The 20514-nt window shown below is 41.0% G+C and carries 19 protein-coding genes and 2 pseudogenes; 14 read left to right on the top strand and 7 right to left on the bottom strand.

Going from position 1 to position 20514, the window contains the following annotated elements; translation table 11 throughout:
* The first annotated feature begins 18 nt into the window (after nt 1-18).
* Nucleotides 19-276: an MIT C-terminal domain-containing protein gene (locus Q1B04_RS20050; RefSeq protein ID WP_366524719.1), complete on the top strand. Its 258-nt coding sequence runs from the start codon at nt 19-21 to the stop codon at nt 274-276.
* 85 nt (nt 277-361) lie between these two features.
* On the opposite strand, the gene Q1B04_RS16840 is transcribed toward Q1B04_RS20050, so the two are convergent.
* Both Q1B04_RS16840 and Q1B04_RS16845 read right to left on the bottom strand, forming a co-directional pair.
* Nucleotides 362-1336, bottom strand: a complete 975-nt coding sequence (locus Q1B04_RS16840) for a nucleotidyl transferase AbiEii/AbiGii toxin family protein (protein WP_299760940.1) — start codon at nt 1334-1336, stop codon at nt 362-364.
* Nucleotides 1333-2058 carry a DUF6088 family protein gene (locus tag Q1B04_RS16845; RefSeq protein ID WP_299760942.1) on the bottom strand — a complete coding sequence of 242 codons (726 nt, stop codon included), beginning with the start codon at nt 2056-2058 and terminating at the stop codon, nt 1333-1335. The genes Q1B04_RS16840 and Q1B04_RS16845 overlap by 4 nt, the downstream gene beginning before the upstream one ends.
* A gap of 687 nt (nt 2059-2745) precedes the next feature.
* On the opposite strand from Q1B04_RS16845, the gene Q1B04_RS16850 reads away from it, so the two are divergent.
* The 13 genes and pseudogenes from Q1B04_RS16850 to Q1B04_RS16910 all read left to right on the top strand — a co-directional run bounded on the left by Q1B04_RS16850 (nt 2746) and on the right by Q1B04_RS16910 (nt 14147).
* Nucleotides 2746-4005: a DUF1036 domain-containing protein gene (locus tag Q1B04_RS16850; protein WP_299760944.1), complete on the top strand. Its 1260-nt coding sequence runs from the start codon at nt 2746-2748 to the stop codon at nt 4003-4005.
* A 67-nt stretch (nt 4006-4072) separates the two neighbouring features.
* On the top strand, nt 4073-5983 hold the full coding sequence (locus tag Q1B04_RS16855; protein ID WP_299760946.1) for a P-loop NTPase fold protein: 1911 nt from the start codon (nt 4073-4075) through the stop codon (nt 5981-5983).
* Entirely contained in the window at nt 5983-6786 is an 804-nt protein-coding gene (locus Q1B04_RS16860) for a hypothetical protein (RefSeq protein ID WP_299760947.1), read from the top strand. The genes Q1B04_RS16855 and Q1B04_RS16860 overlap by 1 nt, the downstream gene beginning before the upstream one ends.
* Nucleotides 6783-8153, top strand: a complete 1371-nt coding sequence (qatC, locus tag Q1B04_RS16865) for a Qat anti-phage system QueC-like protein QatC (RefSeq protein WP_299760949.1) — start codon at nt 6783-6785, stop codon at nt 8151-8153. The genes Q1B04_RS16860 and qatC overlap by 4 nt, the downstream gene beginning before the upstream one ends.
* Nucleotides 8150-8878: a Qat anti-phage system TatD family nuclease QatD gene (qatD, locus tag Q1B04_RS16870; protein ID WP_299760951.1), complete on the top strand. Its 729-nt coding sequence runs from the start codon at nt 8150-8152 to the stop codon at nt 8876-8878. The genes qatC and qatD overlap by 4 nt, the downstream gene beginning before the upstream one ends.
* Nucleotides 8879-9448: 570 nt before the next feature.
* On the top strand, nt 9449-10105 hold the full coding sequence (locus tag Q1B04_RS16875; protein ID WP_299760953.1) for a hypothetical protein: 657 nt from the start codon (nt 9449-9451) through the stop codon (nt 10103-10105).
* A 203-nt stretch (nt 10106-10308) separates the two neighbouring features.
* The gene (locus tag Q1B04_RS16880) at nt 10309-11049 is read left to right on the top strand and encodes a hypothetical protein (RefSeq protein WP_299760955.1); all 741 of its coding nucleotides are present in this window, start codon (nt 10309-10311) and stop codon (nt 11047-11049) included.
* Between the two features lie 11 nt (nt 11050-11060).
* Nucleotides 11061-11318 (top strand): hypothetical protein, encoded by a 258-nt coding sequence (locus Q1B04_RS16885; RefSeq protein WP_299760957.1) that lies wholly within the window; start codon nt 11061-11063, stop codon nt 11316-11318.
* 50 nt (nt 11319-11368) lie between these two features.
* Complete coding sequence (locus Q1B04_RS16890) at nt 11369-11710, top strand: hypothetical protein (protein WP_299760959.1); 342 nt, start codon at nt 11369-11371, stop codon at nt 11708-11710.
* Between the two features lie 58 nt (nt 11711-11768).
* A complete protein-coding gene (locus Q1B04_RS16895; protein WP_299760961.1) occupies nt 11769-12020 on the top strand; it encodes a hypothetical protein in 252 nt (83 codons plus the stop codon).
* Nucleotides 12021-12215: 195 nt separating this feature from the next.
* On the top strand, nt 12216-12476 hold the full coding sequence (locus Q1B04_RS16900; protein WP_299760963.1) for a hypothetical protein: 261 nt from the start codon (nt 12216-12218) through the stop codon (nt 12474-12476).
* A gap of 738 nt (nt 12477-13214) precedes the next feature.
* A pseudogene (locus tag Q1B04_RS16905) lies at nt 13215-13688 on the top strand (DUF1016 N-terminal domain-containing protein).
* A gap of 30 nt (nt 13689-13718) precedes the next feature.
* Nucleotides 13719-14147, top strand: a pseudogene (locus Q1B04_RS16910) (PDDEXK nuclease domain-containing protein).
* A gap of 18 nt (nt 14148-14165) precedes the next feature.
* Here Q1B04_RS16910 and Q1B04_RS16915 read toward each other — a convergent pair.
* From Q1B04_RS16915 to Q1B04_RS16935, 5 genes are all read right to left on the bottom strand, one after another.
* Nucleotides 14166-14867, bottom strand: a complete 702-nt coding sequence (locus Q1B04_RS16915; protein WP_299760965.1) for a hypothetical protein — start codon at nt 14865-14867, stop codon at nt 14166-14168.
* Nucleotides 14868-15033: 166 nt separating this feature from the next.
* Entirely contained in the window at nt 15034-16173 is a 1140-nt protein-coding gene (locus tag Q1B04_RS16920; RefSeq protein WP_299760967.1) for a hypothetical protein, read from the bottom strand.
* Nucleotides 16166-18172: a CHAT domain-containing protein gene (locus tag Q1B04_RS16925; protein ID WP_299760969.1), complete on the bottom strand. Its 2007-nt coding sequence runs from the start codon at nt 18170-18172 to the stop codon at nt 16166-16168. Before Q1B04_RS16925 ends, Q1B04_RS16920 begins: the two co-directional genes overlap by 8 nt.
* A gap of 697 nt (nt 18173-18869) precedes the next feature.
* Entirely contained in the window at nt 18870-19757 is an 888-nt protein-coding gene (locus Q1B04_RS16930) for a DUF4238 domain-containing protein (RefSeq protein ID WP_299760971.1), read from the bottom strand.
* Between the two features lie 150 nt (nt 19758-19907).
* Nucleotides 19908-20198 (bottom strand): integrase core domain-containing protein, encoded by a 291-nt coding sequence (locus Q1B04_RS16935; protein WP_299760973.1) that lies wholly within the window; start codon nt 20196-20198, stop codon nt 19908-19910.
* Between the last annotated feature and the right edge of the window lie 316 nt (nt 20199-20514).

Genomic DNA, 20514 nt, shown 5'->3' on the forward strand with positions numbered 1-20514 from the left:
GCAAGCGGGAGGTAACGGGTGCCTACACCGCCCGCACCTGTTCCTCTATATGGCGCTGTTGGCCCAGAGTCGAGGGACAGCTTTTCTAGTGAATCTCTTCTCCTTTGTGTTTATTTTAATATCCATGACCGGTCAATAGAGCTGAGTAATGGCTGGGAAATCGTGCTTGGAATAGGAGTAGGTATTTTCCTAAAAACCAATGGCCGTTGCGGTATAACAGCGTGCTATCAAGATAAACAGCTGTGTAAATCCTGTGAAATAACTTTTCTTTTTTGATTCTAAGCTGTAAAAAGCGATTAGTCCCACATGCTGTGGGACTAACTATAGTAAACAACTCTACAAGATCTGATTTTGGGCTATGTCAACTTTTTCTGTATTCAAAAGTCCTGAGGTGAGCAGCGACTGTTTCCAAGTCAGCAATTACTTCCTCTGGGTCAGGAAGCGTGCCATACACAAGGGAACGGAATTCTTGTTGGTAAGCTGTCTCTAAAGAATTCCAAGCTCCTCTTACATCGGCGAACAGCAGGCAGGCATCCAGCGGATGCAGGGCCCAGTCCCCCTGAAACTCGCTGTTGCGGGCATCATCGGTCTGCACAGCCTTGATCATTTGGATGAAGTCCTCGCTGTGCAGAAAGGAGACTACTTCAGGTACTTTCAGCATGGCATGCAGGTCATAGGCATGGCGGATCTTACTGCCCAGCTCATCTATGGGTTTCTCGGCATAAGAGGCCCGCACCAATGCCAGCACTTTCTCGGTGAAGGTGCGCTCCAAGCTAACCACGCTCACCTCAAAAGGCTCTAGTCCGTACCGCCTGATCAGGTCCAGCAAGCCGCGCTGAGCCATAAACTGGCTGATATAGGTCTTAATCGGCATCAGCTGGTGTGGATTAGGGCTGGCAAAGGAGTTGATCTCCACCAGAATCTTGTCGGTTGCTTGGCCATAATCTCCTTGTAGAGTGGCCCCGTAGTCGTGCAGCGTTTTGCGAAAGCGGGAGCCTTTACTTGTACGGTGCGGATCATCTACCTCCACCATATCCTTCGTGATTTCTTTCGAGATTTTGCGGATCAGCTGCATGACCTGGTTGTTTGTCATGCCCTCGTCGGCGTTGATGGCTAGGTCGATGTCCTCGGAAAAGCGCTCAATCAGGTTATAGGCCTTGGATAGGGAGGTGCCGCCCTTGAAGATGGCCTGCTTTAAGTAGGGGGAGTGGGCCAAGCGGTAGAGCACCAGTGTTACCCAGTAGTCTTTCTCCACATACACATCCCTGATCTGCAGGAACTCTGCCGTGGTCGTAATGGCGTCGCGGAACACATCCGGGTTTTGGTGCAGGTTCATATGATATTCCAGTCTTTCCTGTTGGGCAATATGCTATCCCTAATGCCCAGTTTGTATTTAGTCAGCGGGTTGAGTGACTCCCTTAGCCTGTCCGCCTCCTGTGCATACCCCAGCTGCTCCAGCAGTGCTCCCAGCAGGGCGCGGGTAGCGGGGTTGTAGTCCAGCGCCAGCTCTATGAGTCGATCCGTGTCGCGTTCGGCTAATTTTTCTATATACTCAAGCATCATGAGGATTGTCCTCTCGTTGTTGCGGTCCGGGATCTTCTTGAAACCTCGCAGTGCATCCAAAATCTGCAGCTTGTCAATGTCAGACTCCTTGAAGTTGGTGGGGCTCTGCACATAGCGGATTTTGGTTTTTCCAATGTTGGCCACCCGGCGCTGCTTGCGAGTAATCAGCGTCACCACCTGGGGAACCTGCGTTGTCAGGCCCAGCTGGTTGTAAAGCCCCAGACCGCTCTCGTACCCTTTGACTTTGCCTTTGGAGGTGCTGAGGCTCTTGATGATCTCTTTTTCAGATGGTTTTACTTTCCCGAAAACGGTCTCCTTCGGCTTGTAGTAGCGGCCTTTCGCCAATCGGTTGATAACCCCTTGCTTGGCCAAGCGGCTGAGCGCCGCTGCTAAAGCCTCTAACTGGCTGTCACTTACCTGAAAGTCGGCATAAGTCAGCAGCTGCCCTGGTGGGGCTTGCTCAATTCTTTCCCGGACTTGCTGCATTATGCTCATGTTCTGCTTCCTGTATAGCGTATAATCACCATTCAAAGATAAGCATTACTCTATTTATGTGTCAAGTTTTTTTGTTATAAAACTTGACAAAGAGATATGGATTGGATATCATATATATCAATTATGTCAGTGATCGCTTCTACTCCACTATCTAAGCTTATTTTCTCAAGCTAGAATGTTCAATCAATCGAACATGGTTTCAATCAAGAGTAGATGCACATATCCAGTCATGAAGCAAAGTTTAGAATAAAAATTCAAACATCCTGTAATGACTTGGCGGAGAAAGGATTGCTTAGGAAAAAAGGCTGTGTGTATGCAGAGGCCGGAATATTAGTTAAATGTTGGATAAATTCTGCATCAGCTTAAACCAGCTGATGCAGAGAATGACTTGTGTATAAGAGACGATAAGGGTCGATACAACTGCCCTTTTTGCATCAGTATAACTCAGACTGTATTATGAAACGAAATATTGACATTATAATATATAACAAATTAAAAATTATAGTATTTTGCACCCCTAATGATACCTCAACCCTCAAAACAAACGTCAACCAATCCAATGCCCGCATGACCCACACTTAGGGCAATCCGCATAGCTACAGATACTGCTACCATGTCCATTTTTTAATCTCTTTAACTGTTACAGCATACACTGAGACAGCCACTGGAAAACGATCTTATACAGATATGCATAAACTTTTACTTACCTTTCTTGCCTTTGGCGTGCTTACAATCAAGCCTGTCGTTGCGCAGCTGAAAGTAATCAACCCTTCCGATCAGACCGTCTCCTTCGCTATCGGCTATCACCACGAGAAAGGGCTTATCAAAAGCTGGCACACACAGGGCTGGATCAACATTGCGCCTCGTGATTCTGCCACACTGCTGCCAGACGGCATCACAGGCGGGCAATTCTACTACTTTGGCAGGCTTGCCGGGTGCGACCAGCTCTTCCAGGGGCAGTACGCACTGCAGATTCAGCCGACTGAAGCCTTCTCCATTGCCAATGCGGTATCAGATAACCCTATCACACTTAGCAAAGGCCTGCAGAAAATGGGCTTTGTAAAGGTGGACGTACCGGAAGGCAGGAAGCAGCATACGCTGCGCCTGCCGGTGCTCAACTGCACCCAGGATGGTATCAGGCAGGGCACTTGGACGCTGTACTTGGACCGCGATAAAGAAGAAGTGCAGCAGGAGCAGGATGCGGCCTATATCCGGAAGATCAGCTACCAGAGTGGAAAGCCAACGGGTCTGGTACGGGATTACTATGCCAAGACAAAGTTGTTGCAGTGGGATGGGAAGCTCATTAGCGAGCGCCCAGAATTGAGGCAGGGCACTAGCATCACCTATAATGAGAAAGGGCAGAAGGTTGAAGAAGCAGTGTATAAAGACGGCCAGCTAATTGGCCAGGTACGGCGCTGGGGAGATGACGGAAAAGAGATTCTGAAAACCAAGACATACAAGACCATAACTGTACTTGAGCCACAGGTTGGCTACTTGGTGAGCTACTATAACCCGGGTAATAGTCGTACACTTATTCCCGTGACGCTCCCAGAGAACACCGTCCGATGGTACTATGAATTCACCGCCTACCGCAACAAGGCAGATGTGGAAGCAGTGCGGAATACTTTTCAACTAGCATCAGAGCTCTCCATGTTCATTGATCAGACTGGCTTTTTGAAGCTGGCCACGGCCGCTCTGACACCACCTGCTGGAGGTGACATCTGTAATGTATACTTGATAGAGGATAAGCTTCAAGCGCAAGTCTTTATGCAGAAGCAGCCTAATTTTAAACGTGTTGTAGATGCTTCCCGGACTAGCCTTACATCAGCCGTGGTGCCCGTACAGCACAATGGTAAGCAAGTTTACCTAGGGCTGCACAACCCAGCTGATGTGGACGGAATCTATTTTGCCATTGAAGTAGTGGCAGTAGTGGAGGAAGAAGATTAATAAGAATAAACTGATTTAGACTTGCTCATTACATGTCTTTCTTGAACAACAATTAAAATGAAATATTATGTGGTCTGACTGTGAAACAACAAATGACTTACTTGGCTTCCGTGTACATGCGGATTTAATAGAAGCTCTGGTGCTGGATGAAGGAATATTGCCTGTGACTATTGGTGTATTTGGAGACTGGGGAAGTGGCAAGTCAAGTATTATGCGAATGATGGAGTCTCGCCTAAAGGATGTAGATGAACACACAGTTTGCTTGTATTTCAATGGGTGGGTCTTTGAAGGGTACGATGATGCAAAGGCTGCGTTACTGGACTCTATTCTAAAGGTTTTTGACGATGAAGCAAGATTTGGCCCTGCAGTTAAAAAGAAGGCGCTCCAACTCTTTAAGTCGGTAAACTGGATGCGGGTTATGGGGTTAGGCTTCAAAAATGTTGCTCTTCCCCTCATCCTTGCCTCTATGGGCGGTCCAGCAGGAATTGGTGCAGCGCTCTCAGGGTTCTTACCGAAAGCTGTTGGGAAGAAGATAGCAGGTGTAGTTGGCCTAAGCGGTAAAAGCGATGAAGAAGGAGAGAATCCTGAAACTGAAGGAATAGGAAACCTTTTAAATGAGTCTCCAGAAGAGAAGGCTATGCTAGTTCGTGAATTCAGAGACAAGTTTGAAGATTTAATAGCGGAGACGAAAATAAAGCGTCTTGTAGTTCTTATTGATGATTTAGACAGGTGCAGCCCAGAGAGATTAATTGAGAACCTGGAAGCCATTAAGCTGTTTTTAAACGTACCTCGTACTGCGTTTGTAATCGGCGCTGATCCGCGCATTGTCAAGCATGCTATCGAGTACCGGTATAAATCACGCCTTACATCAGATGATCCCACCAGTGCTGACTATAAAACAGAACACATCAGTGATCAGTTTGTGAAAGACTATCTGGAGAAGCTGATTCAGATTCCTTACCACCTGCCGCGACTTTCAGATCCTGAAGTTGAAACATACCTATCTCTGCTATTCTGCGAAAAGTACCTAGCAGAAGAAAGTCACCAACGCGTTTTGTCTAAGTTTAACGAATTTAGAACGGCAAACAGATACGGTACTTTTGGATTCGGAGACATCAAAGCTCTTCTAAGTGAAGAAGAGATAAGTGAACTACGTAAAAGCGCGCCATTGATTACTTCACTAGCGCCGGTTATAACAGAAGGACTGAAAGGTAACCCTAGACAGATCAAACGCTTTCTAAATTCTTTTACCTTGCGTACCAGGTTAGCCAATGTAGCAAAGCTTGCCACTTTCAAGCTTGATGTCTTGGCGAAGCTTATGGTGCTAGAGTACATTGAACCCGAGTTATTTAGAAAAATGTATGATTGGCAGGCAACCCAACAAGGAGAGCCTGAAGAATTGGCGGAACTTGAGCAGTTAGCAGCAGATTCTAAATTGGAAGACATAGGATCAAAATATGGAACTGTTTGGAAGACAAGTAGGCTTAAAAGGTGGTTGCTCGTAGAGCCAAAGCTAACTCATGTGGACCTTCGAGATTACTTTTGGCTTTCTCGTGACCAGCTTTCTACAAGTATTAGCGGAGCATCTCTTATCCCTTCCCATATTAAAACAGTTTTTCAGAATCTCCTGAACTTTCAATCAGAGACTATACTTAGTAAGATATCGCAGGATGCAATTAGCACCTTACAGGATGCTGAACAGGAAACTATCCTAGATATGTTAGTTCAAGAAGTAATTAAGCGTCCAGCAGAGCCAAAAAGCCACCGCGTATTTTTTGAGTTAATAGGCTTCGAAATGCCAACAGCCCTCTCTCGCTACAAGGATGCATTAGGCAAAACAAATCATCTAGAGATACCTTTCCACTTACATAATACAATAAGACTTATCAGTAAGAGAACTCCTTCTATCATGGAGTTAGCTGCTGTCTATGACCCTAAATCGAAAATCGGAAAAGCCTTTGCCACTAAATCAAAATAATGGGAACTACACAACGCATAGTGCCAGGAGTAACCGGAGAACCTAACTGGGGGAACACGTCCCGGGGAGTAACAGCCATTGCAGGCACAGTTAATAAGGAGCAAAGTGAGCAAGAAAAAGATGAGCCGGATGTAAAAAGGCAGCAACAACTAACCAAGCACCTTCAAAAGCAGGTTGGGCAAACTGTGGGGCGTCTAATTCAGGCAGCAGGAGGGGGTACATCCATCAGCAGTGGAAGGTCTGCCACAATGGGCCGTTCAGGGAGAATAGGAGCAAAACGGCTTTCCACTTTCTTTGCTACTGTTGCTTCTAACGGGCTAGCCACTGCCCTGTCAACGCCGAACAACCCTTTAGCAAGCTTGGCGGGTCTTACCATTGAGCAGATTATTCAACGTATCATTCTTTACTGCTCTGATGGCAGCACAGGAATGGACGAGACGGCAGCTAATGCGGCCTGTAACCACCTTATGGAGCAGTACGCAATACAAGCTCAAACACCAGCAGATTTTGAGCTTGTATTGCAAGCAGCGGTTGGAGCAAGTGGGGTAGAGTTCATACTTTGTGAGTACTTTGGATACTATATCTTTGAGCATTTATCTCAGCGCTTCTTGGAAAAGATTACCCAGGACAGGGGGCAAGCAGTTTCCTCGGCTACATTTGATGAAATAAAATTAGATGTCTTAGGGCGCGTGCGCGTGCTAGGAGCTAGCTTGAGCATTTCAAATATCAATTGGCAGGGCTCACAGGGGCAGCAAATTATAGACGGTATCTTTAACGACGTATTGACCATCTTCCAACCATGAAAATAGATATTTCCTTAATATCAGCTAGTGCTTTAGACGCTGATGATGTACTGAGAGCAAAAGTTATATTTACTGATCGTCGTTCTACACCGATTGCACAACAGCATGCCGACGTTGTCATTAATTGTAAAGGCATAATGGATCTGTGCACCAATGCCCCTAAAAGTGCATTTGACTTTTTCTTTATAGCTGCATGTGCTTACGGTATAGATCGCTTTATCGAGCGCAGGCCATATTCAATCGATGGTTGGTCACGTGAAATGAAAGTGTCTTTCCCTGTATTAGATCCGGGAAGCTGGCAAGGCAAGGAGAAGTCGTTAGCTGATATTCTTTCTTTCTTAACGGGGGATTATTGGGAAGTTCAGTTTACAGCAAGTCCTTTAATTTTGCCTGCAGCTAGTAATTATCCTTTTTCTCATCCTAACATTGACCAAGTCAATCTATTTTCTGGGGGGCTCGATTCTCTAATTGGCGCTATAGACTTTTTAACAGAGGCACCCAAAAAGAATTTACTGCTCATCTCCCATTATGATAAGAACATGCCAGGGCCTAAGGGAGACCAGAAAAAGCTTTTTGATAAGCTTTCACAAAAATTTAAGCAACCTATACTTTGGAGTGAATCTGTGGGTGTATATTTGGAGAACGCCACCCTGGCCACTAGAGAAAATACATTAAGGAGCCGTTCCCTTCTGTTTATCAGCTTGGCCGTGATGGCCGCCAACGCCTATGGTACAAATCTTCCCGTGTGGGTGCCTGAAAATGGAAGTGTTTCACTGAATTATCCCCTAAGCTCATCTAGGCGAATGGCATGCAGTACCCGAACAACACATCCTCGACTCCTTCGAGACATCAGAAAATTGCTTTCAAATTTAAACCTCAGTGATAACGTTAAGAACCCATATGAGCTTTTAACAAAAGGGGAAATGGTGAATCGATGTGCTGATAAGTCTTTCTTAATGAGTATAGTGGGAGAATCTAACTCTTGCGGAAAGCGCGGGCATCGAAGAGGTTGGAGAGCTCAGGCCTCTCATTGCGGTGTGTGTATGCCCTGCGTCTATAGACGTGCAGCCCTAGCGGGAAGCTCTGACCCAACAAATTACGGTTTTAATATAGAGGACCTACGCCGTGATTCTACAAATACTCGCCTTATTAACAAGCGGGGTCAGGATTTAAATGCCTGTCTCGATTTTTTAGGTACTCCTTTAAATATAGAAACAATAAAGGTAGAACTTTTAATCAATGGGCTGAATGACTTAAATAGCTTATCACAATATGCGATCGTAGTTAATAACACACGAGATGAGCTAAAAGATTGGATTAGAAGGAGCCCAGACAGTATGATTCGAAATAAAGCAGGACTTTCATGATAGATGCACATTGCCACATAGATTTATACCCAGACCCTTTAGCGGTGGCGATGCGTTGTGAGCAGGCTGGTCTATCAACTTTAGCCATGACTAACCTTCCCAGTCACTTTCAGCAAGGTATACGTCATTTGCATGGATTTAAACATGTGAGGCTTGCATTGGGCATGCATCCACTCTATGCTGACCGCCACGAAGAAGAATATACTTCTTTTGCAGAATGCTTTGACATGACATCTTATATTGGAGAGATAGGTCTAGATTTCAGCAGGGAAGGTATCCAAACCAAAGATATTCAATTAAGAAGTTTTAAGTATATTCTAGAAAAAGTGCATGGCAAAAAGAAGCTTTTAAGTATTCATTCACGATGTGCCGAAAAAGAGGTTCTAGAATTGCTGGTAACTTATAAAATTAAAATGGCTATTTTCCATTGGTATTCGGGGTCTGCAAACGTTTTAAAGTTAGCCGCGGCCCAAGGCTACTATTTCTCTGTTAATCCAGCTATGATTAAGTCAAATAAAGGTGCAGCTTTGATCGCACAAATTCCTAAGAAATTATTTCTAACGGAAACAGATGGACCTTTCGTGCAATGTGGTAATAGAGTGGCTGAACCATCTGATGTTAAGCTAGTGATAGAATACGTTTCACGCATTTGGAAAGTGCCTATTAATGACGCGAAAGAACAAATTGCACAGAATTTTAAGGATGTACTTAAGTTGTTACGTTAGTAGAGCAGCCGGTTATTATAAGTTTGTTCTTACTACATTAAGAGTTCAACAAAACATGTTACCGTGAAAGACTTGTGTAGAAGACGTTGTATGAACAATTAATTATAAGTTATTTTTTGCTTTCTTACAATTATATAGTATATCAGAGCCTTTCGTTGAGGTTCTTCAAAATTTAGACTAATCTTTTTTAGGCTCCATAAAGTTTATTTTTACCCTAGTGCTATGTTTTAGAAGCCAATATTTTAATTTAACCCATATCGTATGTTAAGAGATAAAGATAAGCGGAGGCTAAGTATAAGTATTGGAAGTATGGGAGCCAAAAATTGTAAAAAGCAACTGATGGCGCTGCAGAAGCATTATGCACTGCTAGAATAATCCTTGGACTATTAAGATACGATCATTGAGCGGTTGAAAAACCAGTAGTAGCTGTTGAAAAAGTCATAAGTAGGCTGAAAGCAGCTTAGTCTAATAACTAAGAGTATCCAACTGTGGAAGTGGCATTTTATGGAATAAAATTCAACGACTAATGAATCAGAACAAATAATAGAATGATTTCAAAGGAGCCAGGATATGATTCAGCCGCGTAATTTGCACTTAAGCATATTATTATACCTTCAGAAATTCAATGGAGATGGCCAGTTTCATTCATTGGATCAGTTCTTTGAAGGTGTAAATGAGAGTTATAAAGACTCAGTTATACAAGATCTTAAAGCTAGGGGATTAATTAGGACCATTGGCGGCTATTATAGAAATACTGAAGCTTGGCCTATTTTTCTAAATATTATTTTAAGTATTATATTTTTTTGTGCTACTGATATAAGAGGCAAAAACTGCAGGTACGTACCATTAAATGGAATGTTAACATTTAAAGGTGCTGAATATTTGAGCAAACAGTTAAAGGCGACACTACTGAGAGCAGCTCACGTAGAGATCAGTAATAACTCTAATTCTAATATCATTTTCAATTCACCAAGTGCCACCATTAGTGTGACCAGCGCGAAGGATAAACAGGAATTAGTTGATAAAATTATAAATACAGTTAGAGCTGATACCAATATACAGGTGCAGCAGCGCATGGAAATGGTGTTGGTGTTGGCAGAGTTAAGATCTGAAATAAGAAGAGGCACTGTAGATAAGGCTCTCCTGCAGCAAATTAGTGCATGGTCAAATATAGCCTCTATTGGCTCTTTTGTTCAGCAGCTACTTATCGGCTTTGGAGGTACATAATTTTAAAATCTGCAGCTTTTAAAGTAATGGTAGCCACAAGATAATAGCGGATATCAACCCAATGAGAGTTTTGCCTTAAAGTCTCCTTGATTAAGATGCTCACGAGTCAGTGTAAAATATTTGCTTGCGAAACTAGTTTTTGTTTCAAGTGGAAAGATAACTTCTGATCTCATATAGTGTGGCTATTAGTACAAAACGAAGCTATGAAAATAGGAAACAATCTTACTATCGAAATTCTGAGCTACCTAGAGCAGTTTGGCTTATATGGATCTGGCAAATTCCATAACCTAGCTGCCGTTGTAAGAGCTTTTGACTACGATCTTCTGAAAAGCATTTTGGATGATCTTCAGGAGGAAGGGTACATAAAGTATTGCGGAGGAGAATTATTACCTCTTCCCTTTGAAGAAAAAGATTTCGAATTCATAGATATTGATATTCCTCCTCTTCACCGATACATGTACACAAATTTTCAAGGGAAAATTACTCCCAAGGGTGCTGATTTGCTTAAAAGCTTATTAGAGGTGAATCCTTCAGGCGCATCAATACCCTGCTTCCCAAATGCACAGAAGAACTTAAAGCAGGAAATACTGGAATATTTGGACGAATTCTATGGTGATGGTAAAGATTATTCTCTGGAGCACCTGTTTTTAAATGTTGATAATAATCATAGAGACTCTATTTTAAGGAGCCTGAAAGAAGACGGATTCATAGATTATAGAGGCGGCCGGCTTTTTTGCGTAGGGTGGGAAAACCTTACTCCAGAAGATATTGTTAAAAATACTCCGCCTATTTTGGGAAGGATGAAGAGGAAAGGTAAGGAATACCTCAGATCTTTGAAAACTGAGCAAGCAGAGATTGTAGTTCGTGACTCTAATCAAAACATCTTTATAGTGAATTCCCCTTTTGCAAAAGTAAATACAGGTCATAATCTAGGTCCAAAGTAGCATGATATATAATGGTTGAAAGAAGTAATCAATTTTTAGAAACACTATTATATTTAGAGCAATTCTATGGGGATGGAGAGTTGCACTTATTAGAGGAGTTTTTTGAAGGCGTTCCTAAAAAAGCTAAAGAAAATGTGCTTTATGACCTCTATAAAGATGGGTTTATTTTAACTGAAGGAGGGATGACAACTGGAGGCCCAGTATTCATGACACTTTATCAGGATGGATCATCAAGAAACATTGACCTACCTATAAATATCACCCTCTAAAAGGGCGCATTACAAGAACAGGTATAGACTATCTAACTAATCTAATAAAGATGAATCAAGAAGGACAAAATAAAGGAGGCGTAAACATAAGCGGGGTCTCCGGCTCTAGTATCATAGTTGGTTCACCGCATGCTAGTATTACCGTTAATAACTCACCAGATCAGTTAGACCAGGTAAATCTGATTATCGATAATCTTAAGTCCGATTCTAACCTGAAGGATATGGAGCGAATGGAGATGTTGGAGTTGATGATCGAGTTGAAAAGTGAGCTTAGAAGAGGTCCGGTAACAGATCAGAGTCTTATTGAGCGAATAGCTACAGTTGGTTCTGGTATAGCTACGGTAGCGACTTATTTGCGTCCCTTACTACTTGGTTTCGGAGTTGTAATATAAGCTCTTTAGCTACAAAAACATCCTATTCTGTGCCGATATTAGTTTAAAGTATAGTAACATGAGCAATATAAACCTATACGATCGTATTCTGCTTTATCTACGGCGGTACTATGGCGATGGCCAATTATATCCTGTTGCCGGAGTGTTTATCGATGTGGAACGCAAAACACAGGTAGCCATACTACAGGAGCTTCAGGATGCTGGTCTGGTTGTATTTGAGGGGGCGATACAATTCAAAGCAACAATAGTTAAGAGAGAGATGGCTGCAATCTATCAACAAGAAAGAGTTATTCTCATATCAAGCCTTTAATGGCTAAGCTCACTTTTAAGGGTAATGATCACCTGAACAGACATACAATGCAAGCTTCGTCTGTACATATCAGCAATGTGGATGGTTCTAACATCATAGTTCAATCAGAGCACTCTGTCATAGATGCTAATGTAGACCAAGCAACACCAAGGATACCCTAGACTTAGATCTAATAAAATTAAAATTAATACAGCCATGATCAGCCCTATACTTGTTCACCTATTACACTTTAACGATTTAGAATTTCACAACATTGACAACATAAAAAGAAATCATGATATAAGTGATAGCCAAGTTATGGAACTTGAAGATGATGGGTATATTGAACTTCCTTTTATTCCTGTTTTCAACAATCCAGGTGAGTTGCCTGCTGAAGAGGAGCAAGGTGCACGACTTACTACTGAAGGCAAATACTTTGTCTTATCACGCATGATTATGAAAGCCATCAAGAGGTAAGAAGTACTGCACTTCAGCGTGCATAACGGAGTGAACATTGCCTCGGTCGATTTGAACCCATATGTATATGGCACAGACAATGAAGGGTACTTTGTCTGGGGATTACTTTCCCAGAACAGCAGGCCTTACCAGGTGTATCTTCTCAATATTGCCAAAGCTACAGAGTCACTTGCTCATTATGAGTTGGTGCAACTGAAGTATGAGCAAAGGGCAAATGAAAATATTATAGAAAAGGGGAGGAGTGTAACATTAAAATAAGCGAATTAAAGTAAACCGATATTTCTGGAAAGAACAAGTTGTTTAAAAAGATTCAGAATCTATCCATTAAGAAGACATCTACTAGTATGTTTAAAGGCTTTTTGAACACTATCGCCCGCTTCTAGAAATTTGAGAAATACCGCAGCATGTCATATTCAAGGGGTTTGAAAAGGCCTCTTACCATTAGTTTCAGATGTAAATATTCGAGTACCTGCAGCATAAGATCAACAACTCCTGCAAGCATATCAAAAACTGATGAGCTTCCTGAAGTGGTGTGATGATGTGCTGAAGGAAGAGCTGAATTCATTGCTCGAACCTACTACCTTTGACTAAGCGTTGACAGTAGTCATTACGATATACTAATGTAATGAAAGAAGTACAGGATGATTCGCTGATCATTACGGACATTGCGCAGCTTATTAACCGCAGCCGGGAACAGTAGCTCTTACGGTTAATGCAGAGATTACCCTGCTTTACTGGTTGGTTAGCAGACGTATTAATGATGAGATTCTGAAAAACAGCCGAGCAGCATACGGTAAGCAAATTGTCGCTACCTTAGCCCGACAGATAACGCAGGAATATGGCTCTGGCTGGAGCGAAAAACAGCTGTTACATTGTGTCTAATTCGCCGAATTTTTCAAATATGAGTAGATTGTCAACGCATTGCGTATACAATTGACTTGGAGGCATCTCCAGACCATCATGTACCTGGACGATGAACTGAAGCGAAGTTTTTATATTGAAGTGTATAGGCTAGAGAAATGGAGCTCACGCACGCTGCAAGACCGGATAAAATCCATGCTCTATGTGCGCACTGCTATCTCCAAGCTGCCGGAAGTTACTATTCAAAATGACCTGCTGCAACTACAGGAATCGAGCAAGCTTACGCCTGATCTGGTTTTCCGGGACCCATATTTGTTAGATTTCCTCGGGCTGGCAGACACCTATTCCTAGAAGGACTTATAAGGTTCTATTTTAGCAGAGTTGCAACACTTCATCATTGAGCTTGGTAGTGACTTTGCCTTCTTAGCCCGTCAAAAGCGGAACACTATTGGCAACCGGGATTACTACATTGACCATCTCTTCTACCATCGACGGTTGAAATCCTTAATGGCTATTGAGCTAAAAATTGTCTAGTTTGAGGCAGCTTATAAAGGACAAATGGAACTCTATCTACCGTATCTTCACAAGTACAAAGTGGTAGAAGGGGGAAACTTGCCCATAGGTCTGATTCTCTGCTCAGGAAAGAATGAGGAACACGAAAAGCTTTTACAGTCGGATAAAAGTAACATACGGGTAGTTGATTATCTAATGCAGTTCCCTCCTAGAGAGTTACTTCAAGCGAAGCTACATCATTCTATTGAGATTGCCAGAAACAGGCTTTTAAAAGATAAAGAATATTGCTACAGCTAATTTACAATGTTATTCGCACTAAAAGATATCTCTTGTATCTGTGATTAGTTTTAAATCCCTAAACACTCCTTTATTATACGCGATACGATTTGCTTTAACTGCTATAGAAAAGAAATTATTCCCATGGGATACCATTCTGAGTTTCTGCTGGCTGTTCTTAGTAAAGTTTAATTTACCCTCAGCCACTTCATTAAGACTTGTAATCAAATTGGCATCTAGATTAAAATCCGTTTCGATTTCAACTACTAAGTTTTTTGCGAAAACGATGCCCGTAATAACTAAAATGTTGTTACGATTCGCATTCTTTAACAAAGGAGGGTTGATATGTTTGAAATCCGCATTAGTAAGAAAATTCGCTACTTCACCAACAGCTACCTCCTTGGTAATTGCGTTATCATAGCTTATCGTGACTTTTTTACCTGTTTTCAATTTGGACGATAATTCAAATGTCCCTAATCCCAAGGACTTCAGAATTTCCTCTAGTAGGGTGATGCCAATGTTAAAGCTATAGTCATCTTTTTTAGTTGAGTTCACATTTAACGCTTGGTTTTCAAATTCTGATAATTCAATATCACTTTTAAAGGCATGATTTATATCAAGATAATAAATGTCAGCACGGTTTAATCCTTTCTTTAGCCATAATTGTAAAGGTTTATGATTTCTTACGGGACCATCAATAAGGTCATATCCTTGTTTTTTTAGATAGGTAGTAAGCTTCATATTATAACATTTTAGTTACTATTAATAGTTTATCCCCAGATGGCCTTTTCAGCTGACGCTGTTTTATATTATTTTAGTACTATATGACTAGCAATTCCATAGGCTTAGTTATGTTGACTCGTAAATTGTATGGCGTAACTTATAGATGTATCCGTCAACAGTTTATTTATGATACTAATGTTTGGTGAAGTGCATGTTTTAATTCTTCAGTCTTCCAATAAATGGAATGTGTCCATCCTTTCTCCTCTAAAATCGAAGATAAGGGGTCTACTACGGGGATATCTAGGGGAGAAGTACCGTTATGTAGTTTGAAGACAGTGCTGGCAGTGAAGGCTAGGACATCCATTGCATCCCATAAATTTGTCCATTTATCAATTGTTTCAGGAAGCATAACTTTGTGTCCTTTTTGATACACAGCCAGCTCAGTACGCTGATCAACAATATGAAAGAAAGCTGGTTGGCTCCCAAAAGTAGTTAGAGACTTTAGGAAAAGTCGTTTAGAGTCATCCTTGGATCGGATAGCTGAGTCGAATAAAATAAGTCCTCCAAGGCTGTGTCCAATAGCATTTATAGGCTTTGATGATGTTCCATATCCAGATGCATGCTCCTCAAGCACATCCCATATTCTTTTTTGAATCAAATCCTTATTTCCATGGTATACAAATACATCCCCAAAAAATTGAGAAAAAGGGTGTACCACAGCGCTACGGAACTTTTGGTTCAATACGCCTAAGCTGTTGCCAATAACTTTGCCTAGCATTTCGTCTATACTTTTAATCACACGGCGAATTGGGTTTTCTTTTTGTCCGCGTGTTGAGTATAAAGGTGTATCATTATAATCGGATCCAAAATTGATTTCTTCGGAAGCGGCTAAAACTGCTTCATGCAAACTGCTGAGCACATCTTCATCATCAACATATTGCAGTATCCTAGTTTCCTCCAAAGCCTCAGCGACAACATTCACTAATAATCTATTCTTCTGACTGTTACTTCTTCTTACTGCAATTTTTGGTTTGGTTTCCACAATGATTGTTGCTCGCTGTTTATTGCTTAGCATTCCATGTCCCAAGTCACCTCGAATTGGTGTAGGTATATGATCTTCAATAGCACGTACTGTCCATTTTCCGTCTATCAGGATCGGAAGGCAATCACTGATATCTTGGGATTTGCCACCTAGGTTTCCCCAAAATACAGGAATCAATTTCCATTTAGGGTCAATCTGTTTTTGCAGTTCCTCAACGCTTTTTAAAAAAGGTTCAGCGGTGTGATTAGCTACACCATGGACGATTAATACAGGCTCAGGCATTTTCAATTTTTGCTAAAGGGTTTCCATATAAAGTATAGGCTAGTCGGGTGGGATCACCAGGGTTATTTGCTGATATAGCACTTCGCCCGGCTGACATTGCCTCGCCTAAAGTGCTTCCTCCAAACAGTTTTTCATAAAAGGCATAGGCAAATTCTGGTGCACTCTGATCCCTTATTTCCCAAAGACTTCCAACAAAGGAGCCTGCACCGGAATATAAATACCGGTCTGCCCATGAAGACATTTCTGTGAAAAGAGGTGCCCTACCCGCAGAAGTGCAAGCATTCATAAATACAAGAGGAGAGGCATCCTTGTATTTGTTATGCCCTATATTACCCATAAATACCAGATCAAATTTTGAATTGCCAAAAGGTATATTAGAAGCACTAGCATCATCTGTTGTCAAATTGTTATGGGAGGCAAAATGCAACAATCCAAAGTTTCCTTTTTCTAATAATTTCAGAAGCTCACTAATATCTTCTACAATCTGAGCTTTAGGAAAAATAACCTTTAGTTTATTTATTTCATTAGCGGTGTGAGTTGGAGAGCCCTTTGGGTGGACTAATACTGGGTGCACGATCTTTAATTTATAAGGAGCAGAAGGACCATAGCGCCAACGGGCAACGCCAGCAACTTCTGCAAGGAAGTAACCATCTCCTCCTTTTGGAGAAGTAATATACAGTAGTTCCCACGGCATGGCATCTCCATCGCACAAGATGTTCATCCGGTTTATTTGATCTCGGAGTTCCCATAAAGCATCATGCATTTCGAGCGGCATTAAATATTGCGCCATAAAAGTTCCAAGACCACGTAGCCAATAGTATTGATCCGCTGGGTTTAAACCGTTCAGATTTCTTGCATTAGCGTTCAAGCTGCTTAACAAATTATGATACTGTGTTTGGTTAGGGCCAGTCAGAGATTGACTGTAGGTTGGTTTCAATGTACCCAGTGTATCTCCTCTTAATTGAAAGCGATACCGATTCAGTTCTCTTTCATAAATGATTTCGAGTGTATACTCACCCTTCTCTGGGGGCCGCATATTAACCTCCGACTTTTCAATAGGTAGATCGGTCGCAATTGTGTCTACTTCAATATAAAGTGTAAGGCCCGCAACATGAGCAGAAGAGTTCCAAGCCATGATTTCTAAGCGGTGTCTTCCGGAATTAGTTGCTTTCAATTGGAACAATAGAGGTGAAGAGTCTCCACTGACTGGAACATCCAGTATATGCATACTGCCGTCAAGAAATTCTACGCCCGATCCATGTACGCTAATAGTTATTTTTCCTGCAATGGGTGGAAAAGGGGTATCGCTAGATCCTGGTTCTAGCGAAGGCTTAACTCCCGCTACTTGAATTACAAGAGGGAAAGTTTCGCCGAGCTCCACCTGTTGCTTGGTTTTGGCTGTTAAATAGCGTTGAGATTTAGCATTTTTAGTCCCGGGTGTTTTTTTATTTGAACGGGTATTTTGTGGTTTGGTACTATTGTCGTCCATCTTACTCTTTCCGGATGGCTTTAAGATCCCTTTTCCAGATTCTCTTTTAAATCCAAGAACTTCTTTATTTTCATATCCATGCTGATTCGAATTGTATGCATGTGCTTTAGCCGATTCTGCACAACTTAAGACTTTGCTGCTAAGCTCATATAAATTTGCAGGGTTAACCTGCAGATGCTTAGGTATTAGGCCGCCGTCAAATACATCTCCTGGAGATCTTACGTTCTCAATTTTAAGTGATACATTTTGATTACCTTGTGCTAGCAAATGGGCCTGTTTGAGAAATATTTGCCCTAAATCCCCTGAAGGTCCTTCTAAAGTTTGATTAATCAACAAGTCAGCAATTGTGGGTGCGCTTGAACTTGAACTTGATTGTTGAAGATTGTCCATTAATAGCCGTATCTTATATTCATAATCCTCCCAATCTGTTCCAAGACTCGCTTGCAAAAGGGGCATATTTGCTGCTAATATTTTAAGGAAAAAGGTCCGATAATCATCTGTATTGTTCATAAGCTAATTGCTGATAATAAGAAACTTATTGATTGGCAAAACATTGACGCGAATTCATATACTATACAATAATAAATTGTATAGTATATGAATTAAATAACAAAAAGTTGCATAAAAAGCAAAAAAATATTAGATATATTACAATAAGTCAAATATGAATTATAATAATTTTGTTATGTGTTTAAACCATCTTACCCCAAGACTTAGTAAAATAAGCATCCGTGTAGCTACTTTCCTGCTACAGTTTTATCTCTTTTGTCTTCCCCTCCTGAAAAAAGAGCTAGTCCATGGGAATTTTGTGAGGATGCAATTCGATCCGCTTGCTCAACTGTTCTTTATAAAGACGTGGTAGTCAATTATTTTTAACCCTTAAATAGCAGTAGCTTCTGAATTGTTATATTAAATGAATTATCTACAATTAATTGGAGATAATAGGAGACGGTATTATTATATTTATTTTAAAGGTAATTCACCTCAACATAGTATATGGGTAGCATTCTTATTTTATGAATTCCGAAGTCTATGCCATACTATTCTCTCTGTTTCAATTAAACAGTATCATAATACCGGTCTAGTATGGAAGCAGATTTCAGCTATTATCAGTAGTGGCGAATACCATTTTCCTGAAAATTTTTCTTTATAGATAGCCTATCGATTTTGAATATGCATTCGACAGTAGTCAGGAAATATTACTTCTTTAATTAGATTCTGCCCTATAACTTAAATATGTCGGGCAGATTAAAAAGTTATGCATGCTCGAGTTGATTTCTTTAACAAGGTTTATAAACTCTTCATCATTAAGCACATTTAAAACTGGATAGATTTTTCTTGGATAAAGTTTCCTAAGCGGATTTGAATTATTAGTAGCTTGCTTAAAGTGGAAGTATGCCAAGTATTTGGGTGAAAGGGGTAAATATATTTCGGAGTTTATTCCAAACATCTCCATTCCAACCCATTCATTTTTAAGGAGGACAGGGTTATCAGATGTAAACCATTCACGGCAGTCAGGACTTTCCAGAATAACTACATCATAGTGTTGAGTTCTATGAAAGATAAAATCAGTAAAAAAAAGTAATACTTCGTTTACCAAACTCTCAGTTACATTAGAGTAGACTAAACTGTAATACAAATCGGTTTTATCCAATTGTAAGTATTCTTCATAACTCTGGGTATGATGGGCAAGAATATCCCTTATAAAATATGGCTTATTCTTATGTTGAAGAAAGCCTCTTATATAATCTCTCCAATAATCGCTCCTGCAAATAAAGTTTGGTACTAACTGAACCAGTATAGCATGACTCTTGAATGAAATTGCTTCACCGGATTCAAGTTCAGATATTATCTGATTATATTCAGTTTCTAGTGCGCAATTAAGGCTTTCAAATAACCTGATTACAATACTGTTATGATGAGTAATGTCAAAAATGTTAGTCTCAGCAGTAAAACTTTTAATGCTTTTCTGCCTTGTAAAATTTTCGCCCCTGCTTAGTACACTTACTTTCCATTGAGTTCCCTGTAAGTAGCCAAACTGTTTTAGGTATACTTGTGGGATCTTATGCTGATCTTGTTTCTCAGGTTTTAGCATTGGGAGGTTTACGAAATCTTATTCACTGGATTAAGAAGATAAGGTTTAGTATAGAGAACGAAAAGTAGCATTGTGCAAAGCCTGCTCCTTCATCTTATAGGTATCTGGTGTAAGCTTCCCCGAGAATTTAGCCATTTTAAAGTTTATTTTTCAAGTTACAATTTCTTCCAATAATTCCACGGGCGTTCTGAAATTCAGTGCCTGATGCGGCTGGTGGTTGTAATCCTGCATCCATTCCTGGCTTTTCTGTCGCACTTCGGAAAGGGTTCTGAATACGTAAGCATTCAATAATTCTCTTCTGATGCTGCCATTGCAGCGTTCGATATAAGCATTCTGCATCGGCTTGCCTAGCTGGATAAAGACCAGCCTCACCTTGTCTTCCCTGCACCAGTCCTCGAGCTTGCGGGAGATAAACTCCGGCCCGTTGTCCACCCGGATCATCTCGTGCAGTTAGATGAACAAAGCATGAGAAATTTAACATAAACTTAACATTGGTGAATACAACTTATTTTGAATTGGTAATATAACAAATACAGTGAGCGAGGGCACAAAAGCATTAGCAATCTGATATGTTATTTTTGATACATAAAAGTTTTTTAGTGCTCCAACCGTAAATGATGTGATCGGATGGATATTAGCAATCGCAACCTTTATACTTAGTGGCGATAAGGGCGCAGAGGCTAGAAGCTATCTCATAAATATGGACCTTCCTTAGGGGGTATTTGTTTATCTGTCATGAAGCTTACAGATAAACAAT

The organism is uncultured Pontibacter sp., assembly GCF_947495565.1.
In the GTDB taxonomy this organism is placed as follows: Bacteria; Bacteroidota; Bacteroidia; order Cytophagales; family Hymenobacteraceae; genus Pontibacter.

Bases quoted from the DNA above. Each gene is read 5' to 3' on its own strand.
- Q1B04_RS16875 (WP_299760953.1), top strand. From the start codon at position 9,449: ATGATTCAGCCGCGTAATTTGCACTTAAGCATATTATTATACCTTCAG.
- Q1B04_RS16855 (WP_299760946.1), top strand. From the start codon at position 4,073: ATGTGGTCTGACTGTGAAACAACAAATGACTTACTTGGCTTCCGTGTA.
- qatC (WP_299760949.1), top strand. From the start codon at position 6,783: ATGAAAATAGATATTTCCTTAATATCAGCTAGTGCTTTAGACGCTGAT.
- Q1B04_RS16900 (WP_299760963.1), top strand. From the start codon at position 12,216: ATGATCAGCCCTATACTTGTTCACCTATTACACTTTAACGATTTAGAA.
- Q1B04_RS16885 (WP_299760957.1), top strand. From the start codon at position 11,061: ATGGTTGAAAGAAGTAATCAATTTTTAGAAACACTATTATATTTAGAG.
- Q1B04_RS16860 (WP_299760947.1), top strand. From the start codon at position 5,983: ATGGGAACTACACAACGCATAGTGCCAGGAGTAACCGGAGAACCTAAC.
- Q1B04_RS16890 (WP_299760959.1), top strand. From the start codon at position 11,369: ATGAATCAAGAAGGACAAAATAAAGGAGGCGTAAACATAAGCGGGGTC.
- Q1B04_RS16915 (WP_299760965.1), bottom strand. From the start codon at position 14,867: ATGAAGCTTACTACCTATCTAAAAAAACAAGGATATGACCTTATTGAT.
- Q1B04_RS16880 (WP_299760955.1), top strand. From the start codon at position 10,309: ATGAAAATAGGAAACAATCTTACTATCGAAATTCTGAGCTACCTAGAG.
- Q1B04_RS16935 (WP_299760973.1), bottom strand. From the start codon at position 20,198: ATGATCCGGGTGGACAACGGGCCGGAGTTTATCTCCCGCAAGCTCGAG.
- qatD (WP_299760951.1), top strand. From the start codon at position 8,150: ATGATAGATGCACATTGCCACATAGATTTATACCCAGACCCTTTAGCG.
- Q1B04_RS16850 (WP_299760944.1), top strand. From the start codon at position 2,746: ATGCATAAACTTTTACTTACCTTTCTTGCCTTTGGCGTGCTTACAATC.
- Q1B04_RS16930 (WP_299760971.1), bottom strand. From the start codon at position 19,757: ATGCTAAAACCTGAGAAACAAGATCAGCATAAGATCCCACAAGTATAC.
- Q1B04_RS16845 (WP_299760942.1), bottom strand. From the start codon at position 2,058: ATGAGCATAATGCAGCAAGTCCGGGAAAGAATTGAGCAAGCCCCACCA.
- Q1B04_RS16925 (WP_299760969.1), bottom strand. From the start codon at position 18,172: ATGAACAATACAGATGATTATCGGACCTTTTTCCTTAAAATATTAGCA.
- Q1B04_RS16840 (WP_299760940.1), bottom strand. From the start codon at position 1,336: ATGAACCTGCACCAAAACCCGGATGTGTTCCGCGACGCCATTACGACC.
- Q1B04_RS16920 (WP_299760967.1), bottom strand. From the start codon at position 16,173: ATGCCTGAGCCTGTATTAATCGTCCATGGTGTAGCTAATCACACCGCT.
- Q1B04_RS16895 (WP_299760961.1), top strand. From the start codon at position 11,769: ATGAGCAATATAAACCTATACGATCGTATTCTGCTTTATCTACGGCGG.